This window comes from Streptococcus azizii (genome assembly GCF_001984715.1).
Taxonomy (GTDB): Bacteria; Bacillota; Bacilli; order Lactobacillales; family Streptococcaceae; genus Streptococcus; species Streptococcus azizii.
Window position 1 is genome coordinate 137,574 of record NZ_MSPR01000002.1, and the last position, 24,782, is coordinate 162,355.

23 protein-coding genes, 1 pseudogene and 1 riboswitch are annotated in these 24,782 nt (G+C 42.7%); of the genes and pseudogenes, 5 read left to right on the forward strand and 19 right to left on the reverse strand.

Annotation, left to right across the window (positions count from 1 at the left end; translation table 11 throughout):
• Nucleotides 1–72 precede the first annotated feature (72 nt).
• The 17 genes and pseudogenes from BVE84_RS01925 to BVE84_RS02010 form a co-directional block, all read right to left on the reverse strand.
• On the reverse strand, nt 73–723 hold the full coding sequence (locus tag BVE84_RS01925; RefSeq protein ID WP_076995397.1) for a phosphatase PAP2 family protein: 651 nt from the start codon (nt 721–723) through the stop codon (nt 73–75).
• Between the two features lie 23 nt (nt 724–746).
• Nucleotides 747–1,313 (reverse strand): annotated as a pseudogene (locus tag BVE84_RS01930) (ECF transporter S component); the annotation flags it as partial.
• Between the two features lie 106 nt (nt 1,314–1,419).
• Nucleotides 1,420–1,532: riboswitch (FMN riboswitch) on the reverse strand.
• A 154-nt stretch (nt 1,533–1,686) separates the two neighbouring features.
• Nucleotides 1,687–2,229, reverse strand: a complete 543-nt coding sequence (locus BVE84_RS01935) for a tRNA (cytidine(34)-2'-O)-methyltransferase (RefSeq protein ID WP_076995399.1) — start codon at nt 2,227–2,229, stop codon at nt 1,687–1,689.
• A 598-nt stretch (nt 2,230–2,827) separates the two neighbouring features.
• On the reverse strand, nt 2,828–3,070 hold the full coding sequence (gene yidD / locus BVE84_RS01940; RefSeq protein ID WP_076995400.1) for a membrane protein insertion efficiency factor YidD: 243 nt from the start codon (nt 3,068–3,070) through the stop codon (nt 2,828–2,830).
• Nucleotides 3,067–3,798 carry a pseudouridine synthase gene (locus BVE84_RS01945; RefSeq protein WP_076995401.1) on the reverse strand — a complete coding sequence of 244 codons (732 nt, stop codon included), beginning with the start codon at nt 3,796–3,798 and terminating at the stop codon, nt 3,067–3,069. Before BVE84_RS01945 ends, yidD begins: the two co-directional genes overlap by 4 nt.
• On the reverse strand, nt 3,785–4,360 hold the full coding sequence (gene scpB / locus BVE84_RS01950; RefSeq protein ID WP_076995402.1) for an SMC-Scp complex subunit ScpB: 576 nt from the start codon (nt 4,358–4,360) through the stop codon (nt 3,785–3,787). Before scpB ends, BVE84_RS01945 begins: the two co-directional genes overlap by 14 nt.
• Nucleotides 4,357–5,064 (reverse strand): segregation/condensation protein A, encoded by a 708-nt coding sequence (locus BVE84_RS01955; protein ID WP_076995403.1) that lies wholly within the window; start codon nt 5,062–5,064, stop codon nt 4,357–4,359. Before BVE84_RS01955 ends, scpB begins: the two co-directional genes overlap by 4 nt.
• The gene (gene xerD, locus BVE84_RS01960) at nt 5,054–5,791 is read right to left on the reverse strand and encodes a site-specific tyrosine recombinase XerD (RefSeq protein WP_228062147.1); all 738 of its coding nucleotides are present in this window, start codon (nt 5,789–5,791) and stop codon (nt 5,054–5,056) included. The genes BVE84_RS01955 and xerD overlap by 11 nt, the downstream gene beginning before the upstream one ends.
• A gap of 5 nt (nt 5,792–5,796) precedes the next feature.
• Nucleotides 5,797–6,246 carry a cyclic-di-AMP-binding protein CbpB gene (gene cbpB / locus BVE84_RS01965; RefSeq protein ID WP_076995405.1) on the reverse strand — a complete coding sequence of 150 codons (450 nt, stop codon included), beginning with the start codon at nt 6,244–6,246 and terminating at the stop codon, nt 5,797–5,799.
• Nucleotides 6,243–6,773 carry a metallophosphoesterase gene (locus tag BVE84_RS01970; RefSeq protein ID WP_076995406.1) on the reverse strand — a complete coding sequence of 177 codons (531 nt, stop codon included), beginning with the start codon at nt 6,771–6,773 and terminating at the stop codon, nt 6,243–6,245. The genes cbpB and BVE84_RS01970 overlap by 4 nt, the downstream gene beginning before the upstream one ends.
• Nucleotides 6,743–7,732: a nucleoside-triphosphate diphosphatase gene (locus tag BVE84_RS01975; protein WP_076995407.1), complete on the reverse strand. Its 990-nt coding sequence runs from the start codon at nt 7,730–7,732 to the stop codon at nt 6,743–6,745. The genes BVE84_RS01970 and BVE84_RS01975 overlap by 31 nt, the downstream gene beginning before the upstream one ends.
• Nucleotides 7,729–8,523: a glutamate racemase gene (racE, locus tag BVE84_RS01980; protein WP_076995408.1), complete on the reverse strand. Its 795-nt coding sequence runs from the start codon at nt 8,521–8,523 to the stop codon at nt 7,729–7,731. The genes BVE84_RS01975 and racE overlap by 4 nt, the downstream gene beginning before the upstream one ends.
• A 466-nt stretch (nt 8,524–8,989) precedes the next feature.
• Nucleotides 8,990–9,226, reverse strand: coding sequence for a YneF family protein (locus tag BVE84_RS01985; protein WP_076995409.1), 237 nt, complete (start codon nt 9,224–9,226; stop codon nt 8,990–8,992).
• Nucleotides 9,227–9,366: 140 nt separating this feature from the next.
• Nucleotides 9,367–10,632 (reverse strand): diaminopimelate decarboxylase, encoded by a 1,266-nt coding sequence (locus tag BVE84_RS01990; protein WP_076995410.1) that lies wholly within the window; start codon nt 10,630–10,632, stop codon nt 9,367–9,369.
• A gap of 127 nt (nt 10,633–10,759) precedes the next feature.
• Nucleotides 10,760–11,797, reverse strand: coding sequence for a hypothetical protein (locus BVE84_RS01995; protein ID WP_076995411.1), 1,038 nt, complete (start codon nt 11,795–11,797; stop codon nt 10,760–10,762).
• Nucleotides 11,798–12,315: 518 nt separating this feature from the next.
• A complete protein-coding gene (locus tag BVE84_RS02005) occupies nt 12,316–13,614 on the reverse strand; it encodes an MFS transporter (protein WP_076995413.1) in 1,299 nt (432 codons plus the stop codon).
• A 122-nt stretch (nt 13,615–13,736) separates the two neighbouring features.
• Nucleotides 13,737–15,329, reverse strand: coding sequence for an ATP-binding cassette domain-containing protein (locus BVE84_RS02010; protein WP_076995414.1), 1,593 nt, complete (start codon nt 15,327–15,329; stop codon nt 13,737–13,739).
• 184 nt (nt 15,330–15,513) lie between these two features.
• On the opposite strand from BVE84_RS02010, the gene BVE84_RS02015 reads away from it, so the two are divergent.
• Nucleotides 15,514–17,001, forward strand: coding sequence for a DUF1846 domain-containing protein (locus BVE84_RS02015; protein ID WP_076995415.1), 1,488 nt, complete (start codon nt 15,514–15,516; stop codon nt 16,999–17,001).
• A gap of 1,351 nt (nt 17,002–18,352) precedes the next feature.
• Here the strand turns inward: BVE84_RS02015 and ptsP are convergent.
• Together ptsP and BVE84_RS02025 are read right to left on the reverse strand one after the other, a co-directional pair.
• Nucleotides 18,353–20,086, reverse strand: a complete 1,734-nt coding sequence (gene ptsP, locus BVE84_RS02020; protein WP_076995416.1) for a phosphoenolpyruvate--protein phosphotransferase — start codon at nt 20,084–20,086, stop codon at nt 18,353–18,355.
• Between the two features lie 4 nt (nt 20,087–20,090).
• On the reverse strand, nt 20,091–20,354 hold the full coding sequence (locus tag BVE84_RS02025) for a phosphocarrier protein HPr (protein ID WP_018378296.1): 264 nt from the start codon (nt 20,352–20,354) through the stop codon (nt 20,091–20,093).
• 337 nt (nt 20,355–20,691) lie between these two features.
• Between BVE84_RS02025 and nrdH the strand changes: the two genes are divergently transcribed.
• From nrdH to nrdF, 4 genes are all read left to right on the forward strand, one after another.
• A complete protein-coding gene (gene nrdH / locus BVE84_RS02030) occupies nt 20,692–20,916 on the forward strand; it encodes a glutaredoxin-like protein NrdH (protein WP_076995417.1) in 225 nt (74 codons plus the stop codon).
• A 34-nt stretch (nt 20,917–20,950) separates the two neighbouring features.
• Nucleotides 20,951–23,110 carry a class 1b ribonucleoside-diphosphate reductase subunit alpha gene (gene nrdE / locus BVE84_RS02035; RefSeq protein ID WP_076995418.1) on the forward strand — a complete coding sequence of 720 codons (2,160 nt, stop codon included), beginning with the start codon at nt 20,951–20,953 and terminating at the stop codon, nt 23,108–23,110.
• 181 nt (nt 23,111–23,291) lie between these two features.
• Nucleotides 23,292–23,678: a nuclear transport factor 2 family protein gene (locus tag BVE84_RS02040; protein ID WP_076995419.1), complete on the forward strand. Its 387-nt coding sequence runs from the start codon at nt 23,292–23,294 to the stop codon at nt 23,676–23,678.
• A 29-nt stretch (nt 23,679–23,707) separates the two neighbouring features.
• Nucleotides 23,708–24,667, forward strand: a complete 960-nt coding sequence (nrdF, locus tag BVE84_RS02045; RefSeq protein WP_076995420.1) for a class 1b ribonucleoside-diphosphate reductase subunit beta — start codon at nt 23,708–23,710, stop codon at nt 24,665–24,667.
• The last annotated feature ends 115 nt before the right edge of the window (nt 24,668–24,782 follow it).

The following is a 24,782-nucleotide window of genomic DNA, read 5'->3' on the forward strand; positions in this document are numbered from 1 at the left end:
TAACAAACCAAGATTGAGGACCCGTAATCGAGAGCCAATCTTGGTTTGTTTTTATTGTTGACTTAAATTCCCCTATTTCTGTTTTCCCTGAAACCGCCACTGAAACCGCAAACGATCATAGAATGGAAAGAGAAGCTGTAACAGAGCGATAGCTAATAGCCATCCTCCGATAATATCCGTTGGATAATGAACGCCGACATAGATTCGAGAAAGTCCGACGAGCATGGCAAGGATGAGCAAGCCTATCTGCATAAGGCACTTTCTGCTACCTTTTTTCAAGTGTTGCTGAAGTAAAATGACCATGACACCTGCCATCATCAAGGTAGAAGCCGCATGCCAGCTCGGAAATGAGTAACCAGTTGTATCAATCAACCACTCGATACTAGGTCTAGGGCGTTGGTAGACATATTTCAAGGCTGTCGACATAGCTCCCATCACTGCAAAACTCAACAGTATAAAGTAGCTTTCCATCTTCCAATTCTTTTGGTAACAAAAAAATGCAACAGCTAAACAAATGGGTAATAGAACCGCTACATTCCCAAGTAGGGTAATCTTGGTCCAAAATAGGGTCGTAAGCGCCGAAAGATTCCCTCGTAAGGCTGTCTGTATGCTGCTGTCAAAGCTCACCAGTTGCTGAGGATAGAATCTTACCACGTAGCCTAGCATTACAAAAAAGAGGGCTGCAAAAGAAGCATTTCGGAAGTAAAGTTGTGTCTGTTTCATATAAGAAGTATCTACTAATTTTTTTACAATTTCCTTAAAATTGGCTGACCTGCACGATACACTGCATAAAAGACCAGTGAGAACAGCATACCTTCTAAGAGATTAAAGGGCAAGACCATACCAAATAAATAGTTGTTCACTCCTAAAATCTGCCCAATGTCAAAATGAGCAAATGTTGCGTAAACTGGAATAGCATACACATAGTTTAACATCAGCATGACCAGTGTCAGACCTATGGTAGCTACACTGGAAGCGATAAGGTACTGTCTCAATGTCTGCTTCTTACTCCATATCGCATACAGGGCAACCATAAAGACGGCGAGGGCTGCGATGTTCATGGGCAGCCCTATCACTGTCGACGGACCGTTATTATTGAATAAAAACTTGAGAATCGTCCGTATGAAGAGAATACTAAAGGCCGAACCTAAATCTAACATCAACATTCCGATTAAGATAGGAATAATTGAAAAATCAATTTCCAAGAAACTAGCTGATGGAATCAAGGGAAATTTTAAGTACATGAGCAGAAAGGAAACTGCTGAGAGAATGGCAATGAGCGCCATTTTACGTGTATTTGTCATCTTCTTCCTCCAATTTTTAACAAATTAGAGAAGTGGAGAGCGACTCTATCGCGCATTTTCAACCTCTGAAAACAGCTTTTGGCTTCCAGATTATTGGTACGACCAATCCATCGTTCTCCGTCTTCTCCCATCCAGACTATACTGTCGGTTGTGGAATTGCACCACATCAGCTTACGCTCGCGGACTATCACCGCCGGTAGGGAATCACACCCTGCCCCGAAGACCTATACTCTCCAAAAATCAACATCATGCAAAGCAAGCCTACCAACCATAACGGATCGGCTCTCAAGGCTAGAAGTTAATCCTTTTCTAAGTATGTGTTAGTGCATCATTCCACTAACTATTTCTCATGATACCAAAAAAGACTTGCTAAGGCAAGTCCCTACTTCAATTTGTCACTCTCATACTGGTGAACTAAGTCTAACCCTACAAACGCCTGCTGACGTAAGGCTTCGTAGATAATCATGCAGACAGCATTGGACACATTGAGACTGCGAACATGCTCATCATTCATCGGAATTCGGAGGGCTTTTTCTGGACGATTTCTCATAAAGTCCTCAGGTAGGCCCTTATCCTCACGACCGAAGATAAAATAATGGTGACAACCATCGTTGTAAACTTCATCAGAATAGGTCTTTTCTGCAAATTTAGAAATCAAATGGAGCTTGCCATCTCCAATCTGACTCATAAAATCATCTAAACCATCATAAAAGTGAACTTCCAGCTTGTCCCAATAGTCCAGACCAGCCCGTTTCATCTTGCGATCATCAATAGGAAAGCCCATCGGTTTGATAATATGAAGCGGACTATTGGTTGCAGCACAGGTACGAGCAATATTGCCTGTATTTTGCGGAATTTGTGGCTCAAACAAGACCACATGATTGTAGGATTGTGTCTCTTGATAGGATAATTCTTCGATATTCATCGTCTTTCCTCATACTCTTTCTGATATACTACTTATCTCATTGCAAAAAAATAGCCACACTGCCCGGAGTCAAGCTCAGCAAACAGCATGGTGAATGAGGATTTCATTCACTTAAATCACAACAGGTTTGATTTAAATCAATGAAAATCTTGTTTCCATTATAACGCAAGCAGGTGGACGCGTCAAGCAATACCGTTAAAATTTTCTAATTTTTGAACCTTACCCATTTTATCTTTGCTATCTCTAAGTCATCAAACTAGGGAAAAGAGGTTTTCTAATGCTCTAGAACTCCTTACACATACCACTTTTTAAGAAGGGGAAGATAGTCCCATCCCCCTGACACGGGGAACTATAGTCGTTTAGTTTATCTTTTATTACTTCGTTAACTCACTTTGCCGTACTCTAAGTACAGCCTGCAGCTCGTTGCCTAGTACTAAAAGCAAACTAAACATACTATACAATCAAAGACCAAAGACTCGTTCACCTTATTTAAAGGGAATAGAGTGAAAACTTCCATTGGAGTTTTTCATCCCATTAAGAGCAGTTAAGCAACTATCAAGAGTATCCGAATACCTTTGGTCTGACACTCGTGAGAGGGCTACTCTTTTGTCTGCTGTCGTTTCAAGCTAAAGGTATCTGGTACCGGGTCTTTTCCTCCTGCTACAAAGGGATGACAGCGTAATATACGGGCAAGCCCCATCAAAAAACCGCTCAGTCCATGCTGTTGTAGCGCCTCAATCATATAGGTTGAACAAGTTGGTTGATAGCGACAACTAGGAGGAAAAAGAGGGGAGAGAAAGCGCTGATACAGGCGTACAAAACCAATCAAGATAGTCGTCATTTTTTCTGCTTCTTCGCCACAGCAAGGGTATGGAGCTTACTGATGTCTTTTTTATTTAATTTACGGGATTCTCCTGGACGAAGGCCTCTTAAATCGAGATTTCCAAAGCGAGTCCGCGACAGCTTGTCTACCTGCAAACCAACAGCTTCAAACATCTTTTTAACCTGATGATTGCGCCCTTCATGAATGGTCAATTCTATGACCGAGCGATTCTTCACTGGATCCACCTTCAAAATCTTATAGACAGCTGGCTTTGTTTTTTTCCCGTCAATGATAACGCCGCGCGTCAAGGGACGCAACACTTCTTTATTAGCGACCCCTTTTACACGCGCTACATAGACCTTGTCAATCTCGTTACGTGGGTGAATCATTTCATCCGTAAAGTCTCCATCATTGGTCAGGATTAAGAGCCCTGACGTATCCCAGTCTAAGCGTCCCACAGGATAAATCCGCTCGGTAACCTGCGGCAAAAGATCGATCACTGTCTTTCTCCCCTTATCATCTGATACACTTGAGATGACCCCGCGTGGTTTATTGAGGAGATAGTAAACCTTTTCCTCGTTATAGATTGGTTGCCCCTCCACTTCAACTCGGTCACCCGATTTAATGATGGTACCAAGCTCACGTACAACCTGACCATTGACCATCACCAAGCCCTGCTTAATCAGCTCTTCAGCCTTTCTACGACTAGCTACACCAGCATGAGCGATATATTTATTGATTCTCATCTTCTTCTATCTCTTTTCTTTCCAAGAATAATTCGGTTTCTTCATCTACCAAATTGAGTGCTGACACATCCGGTAATTCTTCCAACTGATTGATGCCCATATAATCGAGAAAATACTCTGTCGTGATGTATAAATTCGGACGTCCCAATACCTCTTTCTTACCATTTTCCCGAATCAGATCAAAGGCTTGCAACTTGCTGATTGCTCCACTTGAATTGACCCCGCGAATACTATCAACCTCAATCCTTGTAATGGGTTGCTTGTAAGCGATGATGGATAAGGTTTCTAGTAAGGCACGTGACATGGACTGGTTCATCGGTGTTTTAGCATAGGTACGTAGAAGGTCTGCAAACTCTTTTTTCGTGACCAATTTATAGCGATTGGACGACTCTAAAATAGCAAGACCAGACTGGCTATCTTCTTGATATTTTTGGCTTAACTTTTCAAGCTGTTGTATCACGGCTGAAGGCTGTAACTCTAGCATTTCAGCCATATTGCGCACCGTCAAACCTTCTTCTCCTGCCACAAATAACAGCACCTCAATTTCAGCTAATCGGCTCATTCTTCACTCCTTATCAAGTAAATCTCTCCAAAATTCTCTGTCTGCTCCACGGTCACCTCCTGACCCTTGACCATTTCAAGAGTAGCTAAAAAAATCGTAATCACTTCATTCAAGTCGCGACTCTGAACAAATAATTGCCGCAAAGCCAAGCGTTTCCCTGATTGGAACTGACTGCGCACCCGTTCCATCATATCCTCGATTTTGTATTCATCCGGTGCGATGGTCGTATGGGTTCTACGCAATTCTTCCTGCTTCTCAGCCATGACCTTTGAAAAGGCAAGAAAAATGTCAATCACTGACTTGTCTTGGGTCAAGGTCACATCATCATAGACCAGCTCCAGCTTGGGCTTAGAAAAATAATGTGCTCGTTCATCATGCTGTTCTTTTAATTTCTCACTGAGAGCCTTGAAGGTACGATACTCCTCTAATTGTGACAGCAATTCTTGCTCAGGATCATCCACCATTTCTTCTGCTTCAACGATTTTAGGCAACAGTCTACGGCTCTTGATTAGCATCAGCTGACTGGCCATGACCATATATTCTCCTGCGACTTCAAGACGCATGGCTTGCAGGGTTGCGATATAGGCAAGGTACTGCTCAATCACTTCGGTAATCGGAACTTCATAGATATCCATTTGATATTTAGATACCAGATGAAGGAGCAAATCAAGCGGGCCTTCAAAATCCTTTAGTTTAATATCCATGTTTGTATTTTTCCAGACTAGTCGTCGTTTTCAAGCCTAGATGCTTGGCAATGTCTATGAGATCCTTACCAGCTTCTAGCTGGCTGAGGATAAACTGTGTGCGCAACTTCTGGGCAGTCCACTCCGACCTTCCTTGTTCCTCTAAAAATTCTCCCAAGCGGTTGAAAAACCATTGGCGGGAATAAGGGGAGCCATCCTTGTCAAACAGATAGACCCCTTTTCCTCCTTCTAAAGTCGAAAGGAGTTGTTTTGGAATCGGTAAAATCCGTTTTTGGCCAGATTTCACAACGGTCAAAATCTGAAAATTCAGGTCTATATCTGCTTGTTTCATGACAGCCAATTCACTTGGCTGTAGGCCTAAATAAGCGATTAAAAGGGCAATCCGCTGTCCAACTTTGTACTGGCTCTCTTCCCATAAAAAACTCCTATCCTCTAGGATCATCATCGCAGGCTGCGGTGAGACCCGCTGCGCTACTTTCACCTTGTAGTAACGCTCTACTTGTCCTTGCTCATATAAATAGTATAAAAATTGGTTGACCACAGATAATTTGCGCCTTTGGGCTGTAGGCTTTAATTCCTGTAAAAAGGCTTGATATAGAGCTAATTTAGAGGGACTTGGACTACCTTCACACTGCTTCATAAGCTGCTGTAAATCATAGAAATAGGCAGTCTTTGAGTTTTCAGATACATTTTTTGTCGCCAAAAAGGCTTGAATAGAATCTGTCATGTCCTTCATCGTATTGACCCAAACGTAAAATGATGGAGGAGGGCATTGACAGCCTTTAAAATGGATTTGCGGGTGATAATACCTAAAAATTCTCCCCGTTCACCAACGACTGGCAAAAAGGCCTGATCCACCAATTTTCGCATCACTTCTTCTAACTGATAATGCGCTCCCACTGTCGCGACATCCTTTTTCACAATCAATGAAATATCCATGTTTAACTGCTCATCTGTCAACTCATTTTCAGCCTGATATTTGACAATTTCTCGCAGGCCGATTGTCCCGACAAACTGATTATTTTCAGTGACAACAGGGACACGCGAATAGGTCATATGACTGAGCAAGAGTTTGGCGTGGTCAATGTTGTGCGTATCAATGATGACGGCCAACTTATTAGCTGGGGTTAAAAAGGTTTCTTCCTGTGCTAGGAGAAAGGCTTCAAATTCGTGTGTAATCATCTGGGAATATCCTTTGTTAGAGGCGCATAGACTTGGTGATTGCGATTGTAATAGTCAATGTGGAAATGATCCTCAAAAATCGTGACAAGGGCGTAGAGGCATTCTGTAATCATTCCTCGTGGTTGACGAATGGAGCCAGGGTTAATAAAAAGGGTCTCACCTCTTACCGTGGCATCAGGAACATGCAGATGTCCATAGAGGCAAATCGTCGCCCCCACCTCTTCTGCCCAATAATCGAGCCTCATCCAAGTAAAATTGATTCCATAGAGATGCCCATGCGTTTGCGCTACTGTCACATCTCCTAGCTGAACAACAAGCTGATCCTTATAGGCAGAATCGTAATCACAGTTTCCGCCCACCACATAGATGCCGTCCCAAAGGGAATCACTAGCCTCTAATTCTGAGTCTCCGTTATGAAAAATCGCATCAACCTTGTCCTTGTACCGCTCTTTTACTTCTTCAACAATCGCACGGTCACCGTGCGAATCACTCATGACTAAAAATGTTTGTTGTGCTGCTCTTGCCATACTGGAAATACCTCTACTAATTTTTTGAGTGCTTGAGCCCGATGGGAAAGCCTATTTTTTTCCTCCAAGGTCAACTGGGCTGCCGTACGACCCGTTTCTCCCACTAAGAAAAGCGGATCGTAGCCAAAGCCATTTTCTCCCTGAGGAATCGTCGCGATATAGCCCTCCCAATCGGCTTCAACAACGAGACTCTTCACATTCGGTGCTGCAATCACTAAGGTGCAATGGAACTGGGCTGAGCGATCTTTTACATCAAAGACCATTGCCAGTTCATGAAGCAATTTAGCATTGTTACGTGAATCAGTCGCATCAGGACCTGAAAAACGGGCCGACCAGACGCCCGGCATGCCACCAAGTTTGTCAACCTTGAGACCTGAATCATCTGCCAAGACCATCTTACCTGTCAAGTTTGCAATCGTTTCAGCCTTGAGACGCGCATTTTCTTCAAAGGTTGTACCTGTCTCTGCCACATCTGGAAGGTCAGGATAAGCATGAAGGTTTTCTACCTTATAGCCTAATTTTTCAAAAAACTGACGAAATTCAGCCGTCTTTCCTTCATTTCTGGTGGCAATCAAGATGGTATCCCCTACTGCTGTTGGCACATCAGCCTGCCCAAAAAAGGCATCCATTCCTAGTCCTTCCTGTGGAAGATGAATTGCCATCAGTTGCTGTCCCTCCACAAGAAGGATCGCCCCCTTGTGTTGGAGAACAGACAAACTCCTCCCCAGCTCTTCATTGATGATTTGGACTAGAAAGTGTAGAAAGGAAGTCATCGCACTAAATTTCACCACATGGACCTGCAAGCCCTCTAGGGATAATTGACCCAGCAACTGATGAAACGGGGTCTGAAGCGCTTTGTATCTCGTCTCATCACCAAAGTAAGTCAGACCACTACACTCTCCCCATTTCCCAACATACCAATCATTAGTGTCCTTATATTCGTAAATTTTTTCTGTCATAATGTTATATGCTCCACGTGTATATCTTTGCCTAACCAGTTTTCTGCAATTTCTCGGAAGGCTTTTGGACTAGCCGTTGTATAAAAGAGATGCCGCGGTTGTGCTACTGTTCGGCTATGGTTAATTTCAAAATAATTAAGAAGTACGGAAATATCTCGCGCACACTCTGCCCCGCTATCAATCAGGGTTACTTCCTGTCCCAAGACATTTTGGATAATCGGACGAAGTAGGGGATAGTGAGTACACCCTAGCACGACCGTATCAGCTCTTCCTTTCATCTCTTTTAAAGTTTCATAGACTACTTTTTTCGCTAGACTTGACTGATAATTGTTGGACTCCACTAGGGGGACAAACTTGGGACAGGCAAGACCCGTGACCTGGGTATCAGGAGAAAGAGCCTGAATCTTTTGCCGATAAATATCTGATTGAATGGTCATGGCTGTACCTAGCACACCGATTTTTCCTGTCTTGGAAGCCTTGATTGCAGAAGAAGCCCCCGGTAAAATCACTCCGAGTACTGGTATATCTAACTGTTCCTTGACTTCTTCCCAAGCCACTGCCGTTGCCGTGTTACAGGCAAAGACAATCATCTTGACATCTTTCGTTAGTAGGAACTGAACCAATTCCCAAGTGTATTTACGAATCTGTTCAGCAGGGCGCGGACCATACGGAGCCCTAGCTGAATCTCCAATATATACGATTTCTTCGTGGGGAAGTTGACGCATCAATTCACGCGCTACTGTCAGACCTCCCACACCCGAATCTAAAAATCCAATAGGTCGATTATCCATAATGATTCCTTATAGTAAGATACAAAGCCCGTGAAAAACTCAAAGCGAAAATAGGAAATACGACGAAGAAACTGGAGTTTCTAGGAGTATTTATCTTTTTCGCACAGAGTTTAGGGCGTGTTCAATTACAAGATACAAAGGGCGTGAAAAAAGCGAATGAAAATTAGGAAACATGACGAAGAAGTCAACAGAGAGTTTGCACTTGCAAACTCCTATTTCCCGCCTTCAAAGGTATACTATACCTTTGAAGCTAGGCGTATTTATCCTCGCTTTCCAATTTCTTGACTCGGATAAAACTAATCACTGGATTCGTTTTATTAGTAGTGGGCTGTAGCTTGAATCCAGTTACCAGTTGTATTCGTATTGTTGTTCACACCTATACGAACCACAATAACTGAAAAAATGGGAAAGCGAGGACAGTCGATGTTTCCGACATTTCGACTGGTGTCCCACTTCCCCCACTTGATTATTTTTTCTTAGTCGCTATTTTTTGCTGACTCTTGATTTGGCGAAGCACTTGCTGTACTTTCGCTTCACTTGGCTTTTGTCCCATCTGACTCATCATGGCACGCAGAGCATTCTCATCTAAAACAGGCTTATCAGCAATATAATTTTCCACCTGTTTGCGTGAAAGATAAATACCCAAAGCAACTCCAGCAGCGAAGGCTGCAATAATCAAGACGATTGTAAAACCTATACTCATCTCTATCTCCTATTTCTAAATTTAGAAAATCAATTCTCCTTATTATACCAAATTTACGGGGAATTTCAAAGACTTACCCTCACTGTCACAGGCAGTAAGAGCAACAACCAACAGCGACCATCATTTACCGTAGCCAGTTCTTACTTTTCATGGTAGGTCTCCCTTTCAAAATCAAAGCCATAGAGAGTCGCAAAATAATCGTCTGGTCTCTCCGCCCGACGAATCATCCGTGCCCTACCATCTTCTTGGAGCAAAATCTCTGCCGAACGCAAGCGACCATTATAGTTATATCCCATTGAAAAGCCGTGTGCTCCTGCATCATGAATCACTAAGGTATCTCCCACTTCTGCCTTTGGCAATTCACGCTGAACGGCAAATTTGTCATTGTTTTCACACAGGGAACCGACCACATCCACCACCTCAAGAGGGGCATCTGGGCGGCTAATATTCGTGATATGATGATAAGCACCATAAAAGGCTGGACGCATCAGATTAGTAGCTGAAGCATCTACTCCGATGTAGGTTCGATAGGTTTCCTTGCGGTGAAGAACCTTGGTCACCAAATGACCATGAGGAGCTAACATAAAGCGACCTAGCTCCGTATAGATTTTCACCTCGCCCATACTAGCAGGTACCAAGATTTCCTCATACATCTGTCGGACCCCTTCTCCGATAATAGCAATATCATTGGCTTTTTGCTCTGGATGATAGTTAACCCCGATACCACCCGATAGATTGATAAAGTCAAGGATCACACCTGTCTGCTCACGGATTTCAAGAGCCAATTCAAATAATTGCTTCGCCAATGTTGGATAATAATCATTGGTCACAGTATTGGATGCTAAAAAGGCATGGAGACCAAACTCCTTCACACCGAGTTCTTTTAATTCTCGGTAACCTTGAAGCAGTTGCGCTTTGGTCATCCCAAATTTTGACTCTGCTGGATGATCCATAATGTCCGTACCGAGTGAAAAGACTCCTCCAGGATTGTAACGAAGGCAGACCACTTCTGGAATCCCTGCCACTTCTTTTAAGAATGCAATATGCTCATAGGCATCTAAGTTGATAATAGCTCCCACTTCCCTAGCATAGACGAATTCTGCTCCCTGGGTATCATTTGAAGTAAACATAATATCTGTAAAGCCCAACTGTTCACTCATCATGACCTCAACATCTGTCGCACAATCAACCCCACAGCCCTCCTCCTGCAAAATCTTTAAAATAGCTGGTGTCGGAGTGGCCTTGACCGCAAAATATTCCTTAAAGCCCTTGTTCCAAGAAAAGGCCTTATACAAGGCACGCGCCTTCTCACGAATCCCTTTTTCATCGTACAAATGAAAAGGAGTCGGAAACTCTGCGGTTATCTTTTCTAACATTTCTTTACTGATAAATGGTTCTTTGGTCATACTCTACCTCATCAAATTTCTTACTATTATAGCATACTTTTATAGGAGTGGCAAAGAAACAAAAAAAGAGGAGGCCTTAAAAATAGGTATCGCTTCTACACCCCTAGCCCAACCTCTACACATCTTCTTACAAGTCAAAATCTTCCTTTATTTTGGCAATCATTTCCCGCAGCAACTCCTTATTGGCATCAAACTTGACCGTCTTGTCCTCTGTATTAAACAATAAGAGCTTATTATTGAGGAGCTTTTGGGTATGAAAGGAGACGGCAGCACCCGTAATCCCTAATTCGGTCGCAAGGTCCTTACTCTTAGCATATGGTTTGGTCAGGGCAACCATAACCTTATAACGGGTCTCATCGCTCATGATTTTTAACATCCTTGTCAGCAGATTCTCATCCATTGAAGGGGGCATCAACAAGATGTAATCAATATCCACCGAAGCATACAAGATGATGGAGTAGGTCTGATAATAGCGATTATAAACGTAGAAAAAATGCGTCAACCACGGACTCAGGACAAGAAAATGAATCCTATCATGACCCAACTCTTCGACACCACTTGACTGGTACAAACCCTGCTCACCATACATTTCCTCATAAGAAAAGCGGTGCGCAAATGCTAAACGCTGTTGCTGAAAAGCCTCATAATATGGACGATACAAGGGAGCCACCTCTAAGACCAGGGCTAACTGCTCATGAACTGTCTCCAAGGGTCTACGAATGACTTGAAACCATTTCCACTTATCTTCAGCCTTCATCTCTGTCTGCTCTAGAAGCTCCAACACATCCTCTTTCTGTTCAGCCTCATCCCGATTAAAGACGATTAAAGCAGAGCGAATCGCCCGCTCTATCATCTGTTGAGGAAGATTTGCCAATAACTGACAAGCCTCTTCCAGTGTCTGAGGATCTTGCCCTTCTTCAAGCAATTCAAAATACAGATAATGCAGAAAGGGAATATTTTCGCCCATTAAACAAATGGATAATCGGTCTTGCAGCGTCTCAAAGACTAACCGCAGTTGTTGCTGCACGAATAGAGCCTCTTTTAAAATCTCTTTTTCCTTTTGATTCCGCTCTTCGAGTGCCTCCATTTGCTCCTTTTGGACAACAAAAGGAGCCATTAAAAATTCTACAATTTCACTACGATGTTCACTATAGAGTAATTCCATAAGTATATCCTATTCTTCTACTACAAATGCTATATTTCTTAGAACCTATATTCGCCAGTAAAGTGCTTTTATAATTAAGATACAAAGGGCGTGTAAAAAGCGACTGAAAAATAGGAGATTGACGACGTGTTCGTTGAACACGAGGAAATCTATCTTTTTTCCGAGCTTTTAGCCCGTGTTCAATTAGTAAGATACAAAGCCCGTAAAAAACTCAAAGCGAAAATAGGATTGAAACAGTTCGGTGAACTGTTTCAACGGTCACCTAGAAAGAAGAAAGTGACCATAGAAGCCCGAGCTGGGAAATAAGAAATTTTCCGAGTGAAAACCTCCGGTGGAGGTTTTCAGCCTATATCTTAAAGGGATTCTCAGCTGTAATCGGCTAAAGCCGAAACAGCTGCCTATCTTTTTTCTCACATTTTTAGTCCGAACTCAATTACACAAGATACAAAGCCCGTGAAAAACTCAAAGCAAAAATAGAAAATCTGATGACTGAAAAGCCCCCAGTGGAGGTTTTTAGCCTATTTCTTAAAGGCAGTATTTATCCTCGCTTTCCGATTTCTTGGCTCGGGTAAAACTAATCCATAGGTCCTTATAGTATAGACCAAAAGCCCCAAAGAAAGCAAGAAAAAGATGAGCGAAATCGTGCGGACAGAGCATAACACGACCAATACTGCTACCACCCCTTGTGTGAGCAACATTCCCAACTGCACAAAGGTGGATATTCCTGTACTGATTGTGGCCAGTTGATGTTCAGGTAAGGTACGATACAGCAAGGCACTGAGTTTGGGATTTAACACCCCTGCAAAGACCGCTGTCACAAATACAAAGATAAAAACCCCGTATATTAGGCGGAAATAAAAACTAACAAAGATAAACAGGGGGATAGGGACAACCCATATGACCAGTTGAATAATACTCCTATCTTTCAAGAGACTGGTTGTCAGTAAACTGCCTAATATCGATCCGACTAGGTACATGATAGAATGCATCGCAATGGTGGTGGCAGCATTGACAATGATAAAACTAGATGTTTCTTTCATTGATAAGAGTAACAGAGGGGATAAAGCGACAAAGAGAGCATTCAGGGCTGTGATCACCACGATCACACCTTTTACAGCTGGAATCCCTTGCAGTGCTTGATAGGAAGCCTGCAAACTCCTTTTCATCCCCACCATCAGATTGCAGCTCTTTGCCTTTTTCACCTCTTGCTTTAGGGGATTGGCTAGTAGCAATTTCTTCAAGGCTGGACGGATACTCAAGGTGAGGAGAAGGCTGACCAAGAAGGTACCCGCATTAAAAAAAGCTAACTGTTGATAAGTCATCACTCCAATCAATACCGCACCACTAGACTGGAAGATAATCTGCAATACCGCTCCAACGCCTTGACGAAAGGCAGCAGCAGCCTCACGATCCTCGTGGGCAATGACCCGCAAACTAATCGGCATAAACAAGCAGGATTCATACTGACCTGCCAGATCTGACAGTAGATTGATGAGACACACCACTCCTACAATCCACAAGGCCGGTGAATAGCCCATGACCAAGCCTATCACGAGGTAGAATACTATCCGAATGAGTAAGGTCCCCACGATTGTATCCAATTTATGTTTGGTCTGATCCGCCCACATACCGATAAAGAGACCCAGCAAAATCGGCAACGTTTCCGATACGGTCACTAGAGATAGGGCCAACTTGGTATTGGGAAGCACCAAGACATAATTCATCAAAGCTAAAGCATAGAGTACATCTCCAAAATTGGACACCATATCTGCCACAAATGAAAGCATAAACAACCGGTTTCGTATCATCTTTTTCATCTACGTTCTCCTTTATTTTCTACCTTCATTATAGCGGGAAACAGCCTAAAGACAAGACTATTTCAGTAAGTGGTAAGCATCCCTTAGTGACTGGTTTCAAAGAATCATTCACCTGCAGTCAATTATCTAGACAGGGTAATAATATCTGTAAAGTAGGGTTGTAAATCCTCCTGCAAATGGTGAGAAATCATCACCACCGTCTTATCAGGATCGGTCAATAGCTTTTCTTCAATAAGGCGTGCTGTCGGTCTATCCACCGCTGATGTCGCTTCATCTAGTAAGACAATCGATAGCTTGCGTATCAAGATTCTTGCTAGAGCAATCCGCTGCTTTTCACCACCTGAAAATCGCTCCCCCCTTTCTCCAACTTTTTCCTCTAATTGTTCAGGCAAAGCCCTGACTAACTGTTCTAGTCCTACTTCCTCTAATACCGACCAAACCTCGTCATCCGTAAAGGGTTGTCCCAAGCAAATATTAAATCGGATGCTATCTGTAAAGAGAAAGACATCTTGGGTCATATAACCAATTTGCTGTGAAAAATTGACATCTTTCTTCGGTAGATAAGACCGTCCATCAATCCGTATCTCCCCCTCTTTGCAGACCAAACGTCCTAGCAATAATTTGAATAGAGTGGACTTTCCACTTCCACTTCTTCCAATCAGAGCATACTTGCCACCCAGATGCAGTTGCAAATTCAAGTCTTTAAAAACTCGCGTAGCTCCATAGGAATAGCCTACCCCAGAAAAGGAGATGCTGCGTGTTGGTTGTGGAAATTCCTCCTCCACTAAATCGCCAACTGTCATAAGACCATGTAACTGCGCATCTGTTCCTCGCAACTTGGCATATAAATCCGTGAGACTGCCTGAAGATTCTAAAAAGACTATCAGGATAGCCGGCGCAGAGACTATCGCTCCAAGGCTAATTTTTCCTTGCGCAATGAGAAAAATTGTCAGTGCAAACATCAGTATTTCAAACAAGCGTTGCACACTTTGATAGCTCAAAAGAGCAAATGCCAGCAGACGTGAAATCTCATACTCTTGTTCTTCCTTTTGTTGCTGACATTCCTCTATTTTTTGAGGCAACAAATATAATTGATGCAAATTTTTCAATACATCATAGCCTGCGATATATTCTTTTAAACGACTGGTGAATCGGCCGTTTAATAGAGATAGATTCGTATACCCTTGGCTGATTTTCTTGCCAAATCTCCCACCTACAAAAAACAGAACCAGCATAGAGCAGAGGGCGAACACTGCCAACCAAGTACTAATGAAAGCAAGAAAGAAAAAGGCAAGCACAGCCATGACCAAACAACGACCAAAGGATAATAAGGGAGTCAGGAGATAGGTAGAAACAACTTCGAGATTATAGGTGTAATTCGCCAAATGATCCCCTTCTTCCGATTCATGAAAACGCTGGTAGTCCATATTCTGGATATTCCTACTGATACACCTACCTAAGTGTAACTTCCATGATTGGACAAGCTGTGCATTGATAATTTGAATAGAACAGTTGACACATTCAACTCCAACCAAAAGTAGAATTAGAAAAGCGAGCTGATACCAGATTGCGCTTGATTGTTCAAAAAGCATATCTAAAATAGCCATTCTACTGTAGAGAATATAAAGACTGCCTGTAGCTGTTAAAAATGTGAGTAAAAGAGAGAGACTCACCTTGCCTCGCTCTTGTTTACAAAGTAATACGATATCTTTCATTTTATCTCTCACTTCACCCTGTACGAAACAGTTATTTTCTTCTATTCTACACCTTTTCTTCAATAAGTCAATAATAACTTTATAAAAATTAAGTATTTATTTAATTTTTTATTTTTACAAAAATAACGGCAAATCGTTTTATTTTTAAAGACTTTTTATTATAATCTTAAAAGAGGTGAAAAATGTGAAAAAAATTGCTTTTGATTCAACTAGATACTTACAATTACAGCGTGACCATATTTTAGAGCGCATCCAGCAATTTGACGGAAAATTGTACATGGAATTTGGCGGGAAAATGCTGGAAGATTTCCACGCCGCTCGCGTCCTACCTGGTTACGAGCCAGATAACAAAATCAAACTCCTACAGGAATTAAAGGAGCAGGTAGAGATTGTCATTGCCATCAATGCGAGTAATATCGAGCATTCAAAGGCTCGTGGCGATCTTGGTATTTCCTACGATCAAGAGGTGCTACGCCTGATTGACACTTTTAACGACCTAGACATCTATGTCGGTTCTGTTGTCATTACCCAGTATACAAACCAACCAGCCGCCGATACTTTCCGTCACCAGTTAGAAAAAAATGGTATCCAGTCTTACCTCCATTACCCTATCAAGGGGTACCCGTCAGACATTGACCATATCATCTCCCCTGAAGGGATGGGAAAAAATGACTATATTAAAACCAGTCGCAATTTGATTGTGGTGACTGCACCGGGACCTGGATCTGGTAAGTTGGCAACCTGTATCTCCCAGCTTTACCACGATCAACTACATGGCATCAAGGCTGGATACGCAAAATTCGAGACCTTCCCCGTTTGGAATTTACCCCTTCATCATCCAGTCAATCTCGCCTATGAAGCCGCAACCGCAGACCTAGATGATCTCAATATGATTGACCCTTTCCACTTGCAAACCTACGGCAAGACAGCCGTCAACTACAATCGTGATATTGAAGTATTCCCTGTACTCAATCGAACGTTTGAACGCATTTTGGCTGAGTCTCCCTACGCATCACCGACTGATATGGGAGTCAACATGGTAGGCTATTCAATCGTGGATGAAGAAGCTGCCATCGCTGCTTCTAAAGAGGAGATCATCCGTCGCTACTACCAGACCCTGGTAGATTTCAAGGCCGAGCGTGTCCCAGAGTCAGCTGTGAAAAAAATTGAACTCTTGATGAATGAAGTTGGCGTCTCAGCAAGCGACCGCAAAGTAACGATTGCTGCGCGGGCAAAGGCTGAAGCAACCGGCCAACCAGCCCTTGCGATTGAGCTACCGACCGGGGAGATTGTGACAGGAAAAACCTCTGACCTCTTTGGACCTTCCGCCGCCGTCATCATCAATGCGATCAAAAATCTCGCTAAGATTGACAAGACAACCCATCTAATCGAGCCTGAGTATGTCAAACCAATTCAGAATCTCAAAATCAATCACCTCGGGAATCGTAATCCACGTCTGCACTCTAGTGAACTCCTAATCGCCCTTGCCATTACCGCTATGAATAAACCTGAAGCAGACCTGGCTATGAAACAACTAGGAAATTTAAAAGGAAGCGAATGCCATTCTACCGTGACCTTGCCAGAAGAAGACCGCAATGTCCTCCGCAAACTCGGTATCAACGTCACCTTCGACCCTAATTACCAACACAACAAGTTTTACCATAAGTCATAAAACGGAGCAGTCCCTGCTCAACGGATAACGACATTATCAATACTTCAACGACGGGCTTGTTCCTCATTTTAGGAGGAACAAGCCCGTCGTTGTATTCTAGAAAATAATGAATACACCATAATCTTTTGCTCTATATTTATAGTCAATAAAAAGACTACATCATTTTGATTTTCGCAGAGTATCAAAGACTATCGCAAAAAACACCCGCATACCCGACTCATGAAAAAGAGGTCCACTAGACCTCTTAGAACGTCGATAAACCCTCTAATACTCTTTAAAAGGTTGTCAAGAGTCTCGGTGAATTGAACACGGGCTAAAAGCTCGGAAAAAAGATAGGCAGATGTTTCAGCTTTAGCTGATTACAGCTGAGAATCTCTTTAGGGATAGATTTCCTCGTGTTCAACGAACACGTCGTCAATCTCCTATTTTTCAGTCGCTTTTTACACGCCCTAAACTCTGTGCAAAAAAGATAGGCAGCTGTTTTGGCTTTAGCCAATTACAGATGAGATTGAAACAGTTCGGTGAACTGTTTCAACTGGTCACCGAAAAACAAGAAAGTGACCACAGAAGCCCGATCCTAAAGACTAAGAAGCGAATCTAGTCAGGGAAGTAAAATAATTCTATAGATTATTTAGTAATTGAAGGTAAGAAATAGACTGAAAAGCTCCACTGGAGTTTTTTACGGGCTTTGTATTTTGTGGAATTGAGTTCGGACTAAGGTCTGTGTGAAAAAGATAGAAATAGTCAGAGGAGTGACTATTTCTACCCGAGCCTAAAAATTAGACAGCGAGGTTAGCGGTTGTCGAAGTCACCTGCCCCAATTCCCTATTTTTGCCGTAGCTGTTGCAGGCTTTGCCTGCTTTACAGATATGGATGCCCTTTGGGTACTTACATTTTCTTAACGTCCTCACATCTTAATTGAACACGGGCTAAAAGCTCGGAAAAAAGATAGGCTTTCTCGTGTTCATCGAACACTGCGGCAGCCTCCTATTTTTCAATCGCTTTTTATACGCCCTTTGTATCTTCTCTTATTTCAACTACCTTGGCCTTCGATTATAAGGAAATTAGCGATGCTAATCTTATTTCCAACCTTTCACAATTCTCAATTATGAAAGCTAGTCTACTTTTCATTTTTATTGAGTATAAGCTATAGAAAAATAGCCAATTCAGAGTATGAACATTGGCTTGAAACAAGTCTTAAAAATACTGATATTGCAGTTGTTTAAGAGTTTTATCTTTTTTAGCAAAAGAAAAAGATTGAAGAAAGTGAGCCAAGATGGACCTTTTCTTCAATCTAAGAGGTCCCATTGGACCTCTTTGTTTTCGAGTGATATATCACAGAAGGATTGGCTTAATCCACAGTCACATACTCTTTTTGTAACTCAAGGACTTCTTCTGCTGTCGCACACTCTGTCAAGGCACGATTTGCATATTCCTGCATTTTAGCAGTATCCAACTGTTTCATCAAGCTACGTGTACGGAGGACAGAAGTTGCGCTCATTGAGAACTCATCCAAGCCCATCCCTACTAAAAGGGGTACTGCCTGTTGATCTCCCGCCATCTCTCCACACATACCAGCCCATTTACCTTCTGCATGCGCTGCCTTAATCACGTTATTGATAAGGCGAAGGATGGATGGATTGTAAGGTTGGTAAAGGTATGATACTTGCTCATTCATCCGATCGGCAGCCATGGTATACTGAATAAGGTCATTTGTCCCGATTGAGAAGAAGTCAACCTCTTTGGCAAACTGATCCGCAAGCATGGCCGCTGCTGGAATTTCAATCATGATACCTACTTGAATATCATCTGCAACCGCTACACCTTCGGCAAGCAATTTCGCTTTTTCTTCTTCATAGATAGCTTTTGCTGCGCGGAATTCCGTAATCAAGGCTACCATTGGGAACATGATGCGTAATTGCCCATGAACAGATGAGCGAAGAAGGGCTCTTAATTGTGTCCGGAACATTTGGTTACCTGTCTCAGAAATAGAGATACGGAGAGCACGGAAACCAAGGAAAGGATTCATTTCATGCGGAAGGTCAAAGTAAGGAAGTTCTTTGTCTCCACCAATATCCATTGTACGAACAACAACCGGTTTTCCATTCATTCCTTCAAGAACAGCCTTGTAAGCCTCATACTGCTCTTCTTCTGTCGGAAAATCTTGCGAATCCATATAAAGAAACTCTGTACGGTAAAGTCCCACAGCTTCTGCACCATTATCGTTAACACCTTCAACATCTTTCGGTGTACCAATATTGGCAGCCAGCTCAAAATGCTGACCATCAGCTGTGACAGTTTGGGCATCTTTCAGCAGCGCCCACTCCGCCTTTTGCTTAGCGTAGGCTTCACCTGCCGCCTTAAATGTTGCAATTTCTTCTTCGGTTGGATTGATGATGACCTCACCAGTGATCCCATTTACCGCAAGAATATCCCCTTCTTTTACAATTTCAGTAATGTTATTTGTACCGAGAACAGCTGCAATTTCAAGCGTTCGAGCCATGATGGCTGAGTGACTTGTACGACCACCGATATTCGTTACAAATGCCTTTACAAAGTTCTTATCTAACTGTGCTGTATCAGACGGTGTCAAGTCATGCGCAATCACAATGGATTCTTCTGAAATCGCTGCAGGGTTTGGCAAACGAACACCCAGCAAGTGTGCAAGGACACGCTTGGTCACGTCCCGAATATCTGCCGCACGCTCCTGCATGTAGGGATTATCATCCATCCCTTCAAAGATAGCGATAAACATGTCTGTAACTTCTGTCAAGCCACTTTCAGCATTCACTTTCTTCGCACGGATGGTTTCTTTAATCTGACCGACCATTTCTGGGTCTGCAAGAACCATCAAATGGGCATCAAAAACAGCTGCCGCTTCTTCACCAAGGCTTGCTACTGCGTTCTCTCTAATAACAGAAAGCTCGTTTTCTGACGCTTCTAAAGCAGCATCCAAACGAGCTTCTTCTGCATCTGTATCTGTAACTGTAACAGTTTCAAACGACAAATCTGGTTGAACGAGTAGGTATGCCTTAGCAACCGCAACACCATCAGATGCTGCAATTCCTTTAAGCATTTCTGTCATACTCTTATGCCAATCCTTCCTTGTCCATTGTTTCAGTAATCGCTGCGATCGCATCATCAGCGTCAGCACCCTCAGCAGTAATGGTCACATCTGCTCCTTGACCAACACCAAGGCTCATAACTCCCATGATAGATTTAAGGTTTACTGACTTGTCCTTGTAGTTCAAAGTGATATCTGAAGCGAATTTGCTAGCTGTTTGCACAAGCAAAGTTGCTGGACGTGCGTGGATACCTGTTTCTGCCACAATGTGGAAATCTTTTGAAGCCATATTTGGATTCTCCTTTTATTTTTTCAATATTGAAGGTTCATTGTGATAACCCTTACAAAGGACATTATACCATTTTTTGAAATCATTTTCAAGAATTTTTTATCGTTCTTACAAATAATCCCTTTCAGCCAAAACCTGGGTCTCTATAATTTTTTATATGCAAAAATATGAAAAGATTCTGTAAGCAACGCAGACCCGCTTTCAAACTGCATAAGACCGCCTTTTGTACTATATATTGTGTCTATCTTTCCGAAAGAACACTATATTTAGTTTTCCCGGTTGACAATTTCCCTGTTTCATTGTATCCTATATGAGTGATTAAAAAAAGGAGAACTGTATGATTACTGTCTATTCAAAAAATGATTGTGTCCAATGCAAGATGACCAAACGGTTCTTGGACCAACACCAGATTTCGTTCAGGGAAATCAACCTTGATGAACAACCTGAATTTATCGATCATGTCAAGAGTCTAGGTTTTTCTGCCGCCCCTGTCATTGAGACAGAGACAGAGAGCTTCTCTGGCTTCCAACCTGGAAAATTAAAACATCTTGTTTCAGCCTAACCAGCTACTATAAAAACATAGAAAGAGTTCATGTATGAGTTTGAAAGACTTAGGGGATGTTTCCTACTTCCGCCTAAACAATGAAATCAATCGTCCCATCAACGGACAAATCCCACTTCATAAAGATCAAGAAGCCCTTGAAGCCTTTTTTAAGGAAAATGTACTACCAAATACCAAATCCTTTGCTAGCATTACAGATAAAATCCAATATTTGTTAGAGGAAAACTATCTTGAGCAGGACTTTTTAGAGCAATACACCCCTGCTTTTATTGAAAAACTAGCACAATTCCTGAAGGCGCAAAATTTCCGCTTCAAATCTTTTATGGCGGCCTATAAATTTTATAACCAGTATGCCCTCAAGACAAACGACGGGGCTTACTACTTAGAAAGCATGGAGGATCGTGTCCTCTTCAACGCACTGTACTTTGCAGAAGGCAATGAGGACTTGGCCATGGACTTGGCCAATGAAATGATTCATCTCCGTTATCAGCCTGCCACTCCAAGTTTCTTAAATGCTGGTCGAGCACGTCGCGGAGAATTGGTCTCTTGTTTCCTTATCCAGGTGACAGATGACATGAATGCAATTGGACGTTCGATTAACTCTGCTCTCCAACTCTCTCGTATCGGTGGAGGAGTTGGTATTTCCCTTAGTAATCTGCGTGAAGCTGGGGCGCCAATCAAGGGATACGAAGGGGCTGCTTCAGGGGTCGTCCCTGTCATGAAGTTGTTTGAGGACAGCTTCTCTTACTCCAACCAATTAGGCCAACGTCAGGGAGCAGGAGTTGTTTATCTTGATGTATTCCACCCAGACATCATCGCCTTTCTTTCTACTAAAAAAGAGAATGCCGATGAGAAAGTCCGCGTCAAAACGCTTTCTCTTGGGATTACTATTCCAGACAAATTCTACGAATTGGCTCGCAAAAATGAAGATATGTTCCTCTTCAGCCCGTATTCCATCGAGCGTGAGTACGGTGTCCCCTACAGCTACATTGACATTACCGAAAAATACGATGAGTTGGTGGCCAATCCAAACATTCGCAAGACCAAGGTGAAAGCCCGTGATCTGGAGACAGAAATTTCAAAACTCCAACAAGAATCTGGCTATCCCTATGTCATCAATATCGATACTGCCAACCGTAGCAACCCTGTAGATGGTAAAATTATCATGTCTAATCTCTGTTCAGAGATTCTTCAAGTACAGGTGCCAAGCAAATTGAACGACTCTCAAGAATACCTCAAAATGGGGACGGACGTATCCTGCAATCTCGGCTCAACCAACATTGTCAACCTTATGAAATCGCCTGATTTCGGTCGCTCTGTCCGCACTATGACACGCGCCCTGACCTACGTAACGGACCACTCACATATCTCAGCTGTTCCATCAATTAAACACGGAAATAGTCAGGCGCATTCAATCGGTCTCGGAGCGATGGGCTTACATAGCTTCCTTGCCCAAAACTTGATTGATTATGGCTCAGTAGAAGCCGTGGAGTTTACCAATATCTACTTTATGCTTCTCAACTATTGGACTCTGGTGGAGTCGAATACTATTGCCCGGGAACGTAAAACAACCTTCCATAACTTTGAAAAATCAAAATATGCAGATGGTTCTTACTTTGACAAATACATCACCGGTGACTATCAACCACAATCTGCCCGCGTCAAAGAACTCTTTGAAGGAATCTTTATCCCGAGTGCAGAGGACTGGATTGCTCTTCGTAATCAGGTACAAGCAGATGGGCTTTACCACCAAAATCGACTAGCAGTCGCTCCAAACGGCTCCATCAGCTACATCAATGATGTTTCTGCCTCTATTCATCCGATTACCCAACGGATTGAAGAGCGTCAGGAAAAGAAAATCGGTAAGATTTACTATCCGGCAGCGGGTCTTGCAACAGAAACCATCCCATTCTACAAGTCGGCCTATGATATGGATATGCGAAAAGTCATCGATGTCTATGCAGCTGCGACAGAGCATGTTGACCAAGGTCTGTCTCTTACGCTTTTCATGCGCAGCGACATTCCAAAAGGTATTTATGAATGGAAAACAGAAAACAAGCAGACCACACGCGACTTGTCGATTTTACGAAACTATGCCTTCAATAAAGGCATCAAATCGATCTATTATGTCCGTACCTTTACAGACGATGGTGACGAGGTTGGGGCAAATCAATGCGAAAGCTGTGTAATCTAACATACTAACTCATAACATGACGGAATTGGTAAGATAGCCCATTCTCTTTGCCCCACTAACCGTTGGTAAACAGTATAGTCGCCTTATCAACAGAACTATCTTTGCTTGACTGCACGTTTAAAAGGCTGTGTAGACAATGCGACTATAAAGCCATAAAGAAGAACTATGGGAAGGAATTCTAATGTCTCAGTTAGAACAAAATAAACAAGCCGCTATCACTTTCTACAAAACAGCCTTTGAAGGAAATCCCGCAAAAGCTGTTGCAGAGTATATAGGAAGCGAATATCGCCAACACAATCCCCATGTGGAAGATGGACCTGATGGCTTCATTGCTTATTTTGAGCGCATGCAGGCTGAATATCCAGAAAAATCCATTGAGTTTGTTCGGGCAGTTGCTCAAGACGATCTCGTCGCCCTTCATACTCATCAAATATGGGGAGAGCCTGACAATAAGGAGTACATCACCATGGACTTTTTCCGCTTTGACGCAAACGGCAAAATCGTCGAGCATTGGGACAGTATCCAAGAAGTCACAACAGATACCGAATCTGGTAGAACCATGTACTAATGTTCACCAAATCAACTGAGGAGAATCAAATGACCACCTACTACAAAGCCATAAACTGGAATGCTATTGAAGATGTGATTGACAAATCCACCTGGGAAAAGTTGACCGAGCAATTCTGGCTCGATACCCGTATCCCACTCTCCAACGACTTGGATGATTGGCGCAAGCTAAGTGCTGAAGAAAAAGACCTCGTTGGAAAAGTTTTCGGAGGCTTGACCCTTCTTGACACTCTCCAATCTGAAACAGGGGTCCAGGCACTTCGTCAAGATATTCGGACACCACACGAAGAGGCTGTCTATAATAATATCCAGTTCATGGAATCGGTCCACGCTAAATCCTACTCTTCCATCTTTTCAACCCTCAACACAAAATCTGAAATTGATGACATTTTCGACTGGACCAATAGCAATGAATACCTTCAACGCAAGGCTCGCATCATCAATGAAATCTATGAAACGGGTAGCCCATTAGAGAAAAAGGTTGCCAGTGTTTTCTTGGAAACCTTCCTCTTCTACTCCGGTTTTTTCACGCCACTCTACTATCTCGGCAATAACAAACTCGCCAATGTGGCTGAAATCATCAAACTCATCATTCGCGATGAATCCGTACACGGAACCTATATCGGCTACAAATTCCAACTCGGTTTTAACGAGCTATCAGAAGAAGAGCAAGATAAGCTCCGAGACTGGATGTACGACCTCCTCTATCAACTTTATGAAAATGAAGAGGGCTATACAGAAAGTCTCTATGACGGTGTTGGCTGGACAGAAGAAGTCAAAACTTTTCTTCGCTACAATGCCAATAAGGCACTCATGAATCTAGGGCAAGACCCACTCTTTCCTGATTCAGCCGACGATGTCAACCCGATTGTCATGAATGGTATCTCAACAGGTACATCCAACCATGATTTCTTCTCCCAAGTTGGAAACGGCTATCTTTTAGGTAGTGTAGAAGCCATGCAGGATGACGATTACCTCTACGGTCTATAGTCTCTTCATTTCTCTTTTCTTTAGTGATAGCAGGAAAAAGAAATGGAGGCTCACAACCTTATCAGCCACCAACTATGCTGGTGGTTTTCTTGTTTTTCTCGAAGAGAAAAACTGG

What these genes read in the sequence shown, in the direction of transcription:
- BVE84_RS01975 (WP_076995407.1), bottom strand. Translation starts at nt 7,732, where the DNA reads ATGACAGAAAAAATTTACGAATATAAGGACACTAATGATTGGTATGTT.
- scpB (WP_076995402.1), bottom strand. Translation starts at nt 4,360, where the DNA reads ATGAGCCGATTAGCTGAAATTGAGGTGCTGTTATTTGTGGCAGGAGAA.
- nrdE (WP_076995418.1), top strand. Translation starts at nt 20,951, where the DNA reads ATGAGTTTGAAAGACTTAGGGGATGTTTCCTACTTCCGCCTAAACAAT.
- BVE84_RS01955 (WP_076995403.1), bottom strand. Translation starts at nt 5,064, where the DNA reads ATGGATATTAAACTAAAGGATTTTGAAGGCCCGCTTGATTTGCTCCTT.
- ptsP (WP_076995416.1), bottom strand. Translation starts at nt 20,086, where the DNA reads ATGACAGAAATGCTTAAAGGAATTGCAGCATCTGATGGTGTTGCGGTT.
- nrdH (WP_076995417.1), top strand. Translation starts at nt 20,692, where the DNA reads ATGATTACTGTCTATTCAAAAAATGATTGTGTCCAATGCAAGATGACC.
- BVE84_RS01995 (WP_076995411.1), bottom strand. Translation starts at nt 11,797, where the DNA reads ATGGAATTACTCTATAGTGAACATCGTAGTGAAATTGTAGAATTTTTA.
- cbpB (WP_076995405.1), bottom strand. Translation starts at nt 6,246, where the DNA reads ATGATTACACACGAATTTGAAGCCTTTCTCCTAGCACAGGAAGAAACC.
- yidD (WP_076995400.1), bottom strand. Translation starts at nt 3,070, where the DNA reads ATGACGACTATCTTGATTGGTTTTGTACGCCTGTATCAGCGCTTTCTC.
- nrdF (WP_076995420.1), top strand. Translation starts at nt 23,708, where the DNA reads ATGACCACCTACTACAAAGCCATAAACTGGAATGCTATTGAAGATGTG.
- racE (WP_076995408.1), bottom strand. Translation starts at nt 8,523, where the DNA reads ATGGATAATCGACCTATTGGATTTTTAGATTCGGGTGTGGGAGGTCTG.
- BVE84_RS01990 (WP_076995410.1), bottom strand. Translation starts at nt 10,632, where the DNA reads ATGACCAAAGAACCATTTATCAGTAAAGAAATGTTAGAAAAGATAACC.
- BVE84_RS01935 (WP_076995399.1), bottom strand. Translation starts at nt 2,229, where the DNA reads ATGAATATCGAAGAATTATCCTATCAAGAGACACAATCCTACAATCAT.
- BVE84_RS02040 (WP_076995419.1), top strand. Translation starts at nt 23,292, where the DNA reads ATGTCTCAGTTAGAACAAAATAAACAAGCCGCTATCACTTTCTACAAA.
- BVE84_RS02025 (WP_018378296.1), bottom strand. Translation starts at nt 20,354, where the DNA reads ATGGCTTCAAAAGATTTCCACATTGTGGCAGAAACAGGTATCCACGCA.
- BVE84_RS01985 (WP_076995409.1), bottom strand. Translation starts at nt 9,226, where the DNA reads ATGAGTATAGGTTTTACAATCGTCTTGATTATTGCAGCCTTCGCTGCT.
- BVE84_RS01925 (WP_076995397.1), bottom strand. Translation starts at nt 723, where the DNA reads ATGAAACAGACACAACTTTACTTCCGAAATGCTTCTTTTGCAGCCCTC.
- BVE84_RS01970 (WP_076995406.1), bottom strand. Translation starts at nt 6,773, where the DNA reads ATGGCAAGAGCAGCACAACAAACATTTTTAGTCATGAGTGATTCGCAC.
- BVE84_RS02010 (WP_076995414.1), bottom strand. Translation starts at nt 15,329, where the DNA reads ATGAAAGATATCGTATTACTTTGTAAACAAGAGCGAGGCAAGGTGAGT.
- BVE84_RS01945 (WP_076995401.1), bottom strand. Translation starts at nt 3,798, where the DNA reads ATGAGAATCAATAAATATATCGCTCATGCTGGTGTAGCTAGTCGTAGA.
- xerD (WP_228062147.1), bottom strand. Translation starts at nt 5,791, where the DNA reads ATGACAGATTCTATTCAAGCCTTTTTGGCGACAAAAAATGTATCTGAA.
- BVE84_RS02005 (WP_076995413.1), bottom strand. Translation starts at nt 13,614, where the DNA reads ATGAAAAAGATGATACGAAACCGGTTGTTTATGCTTTCATTTGTGGCA.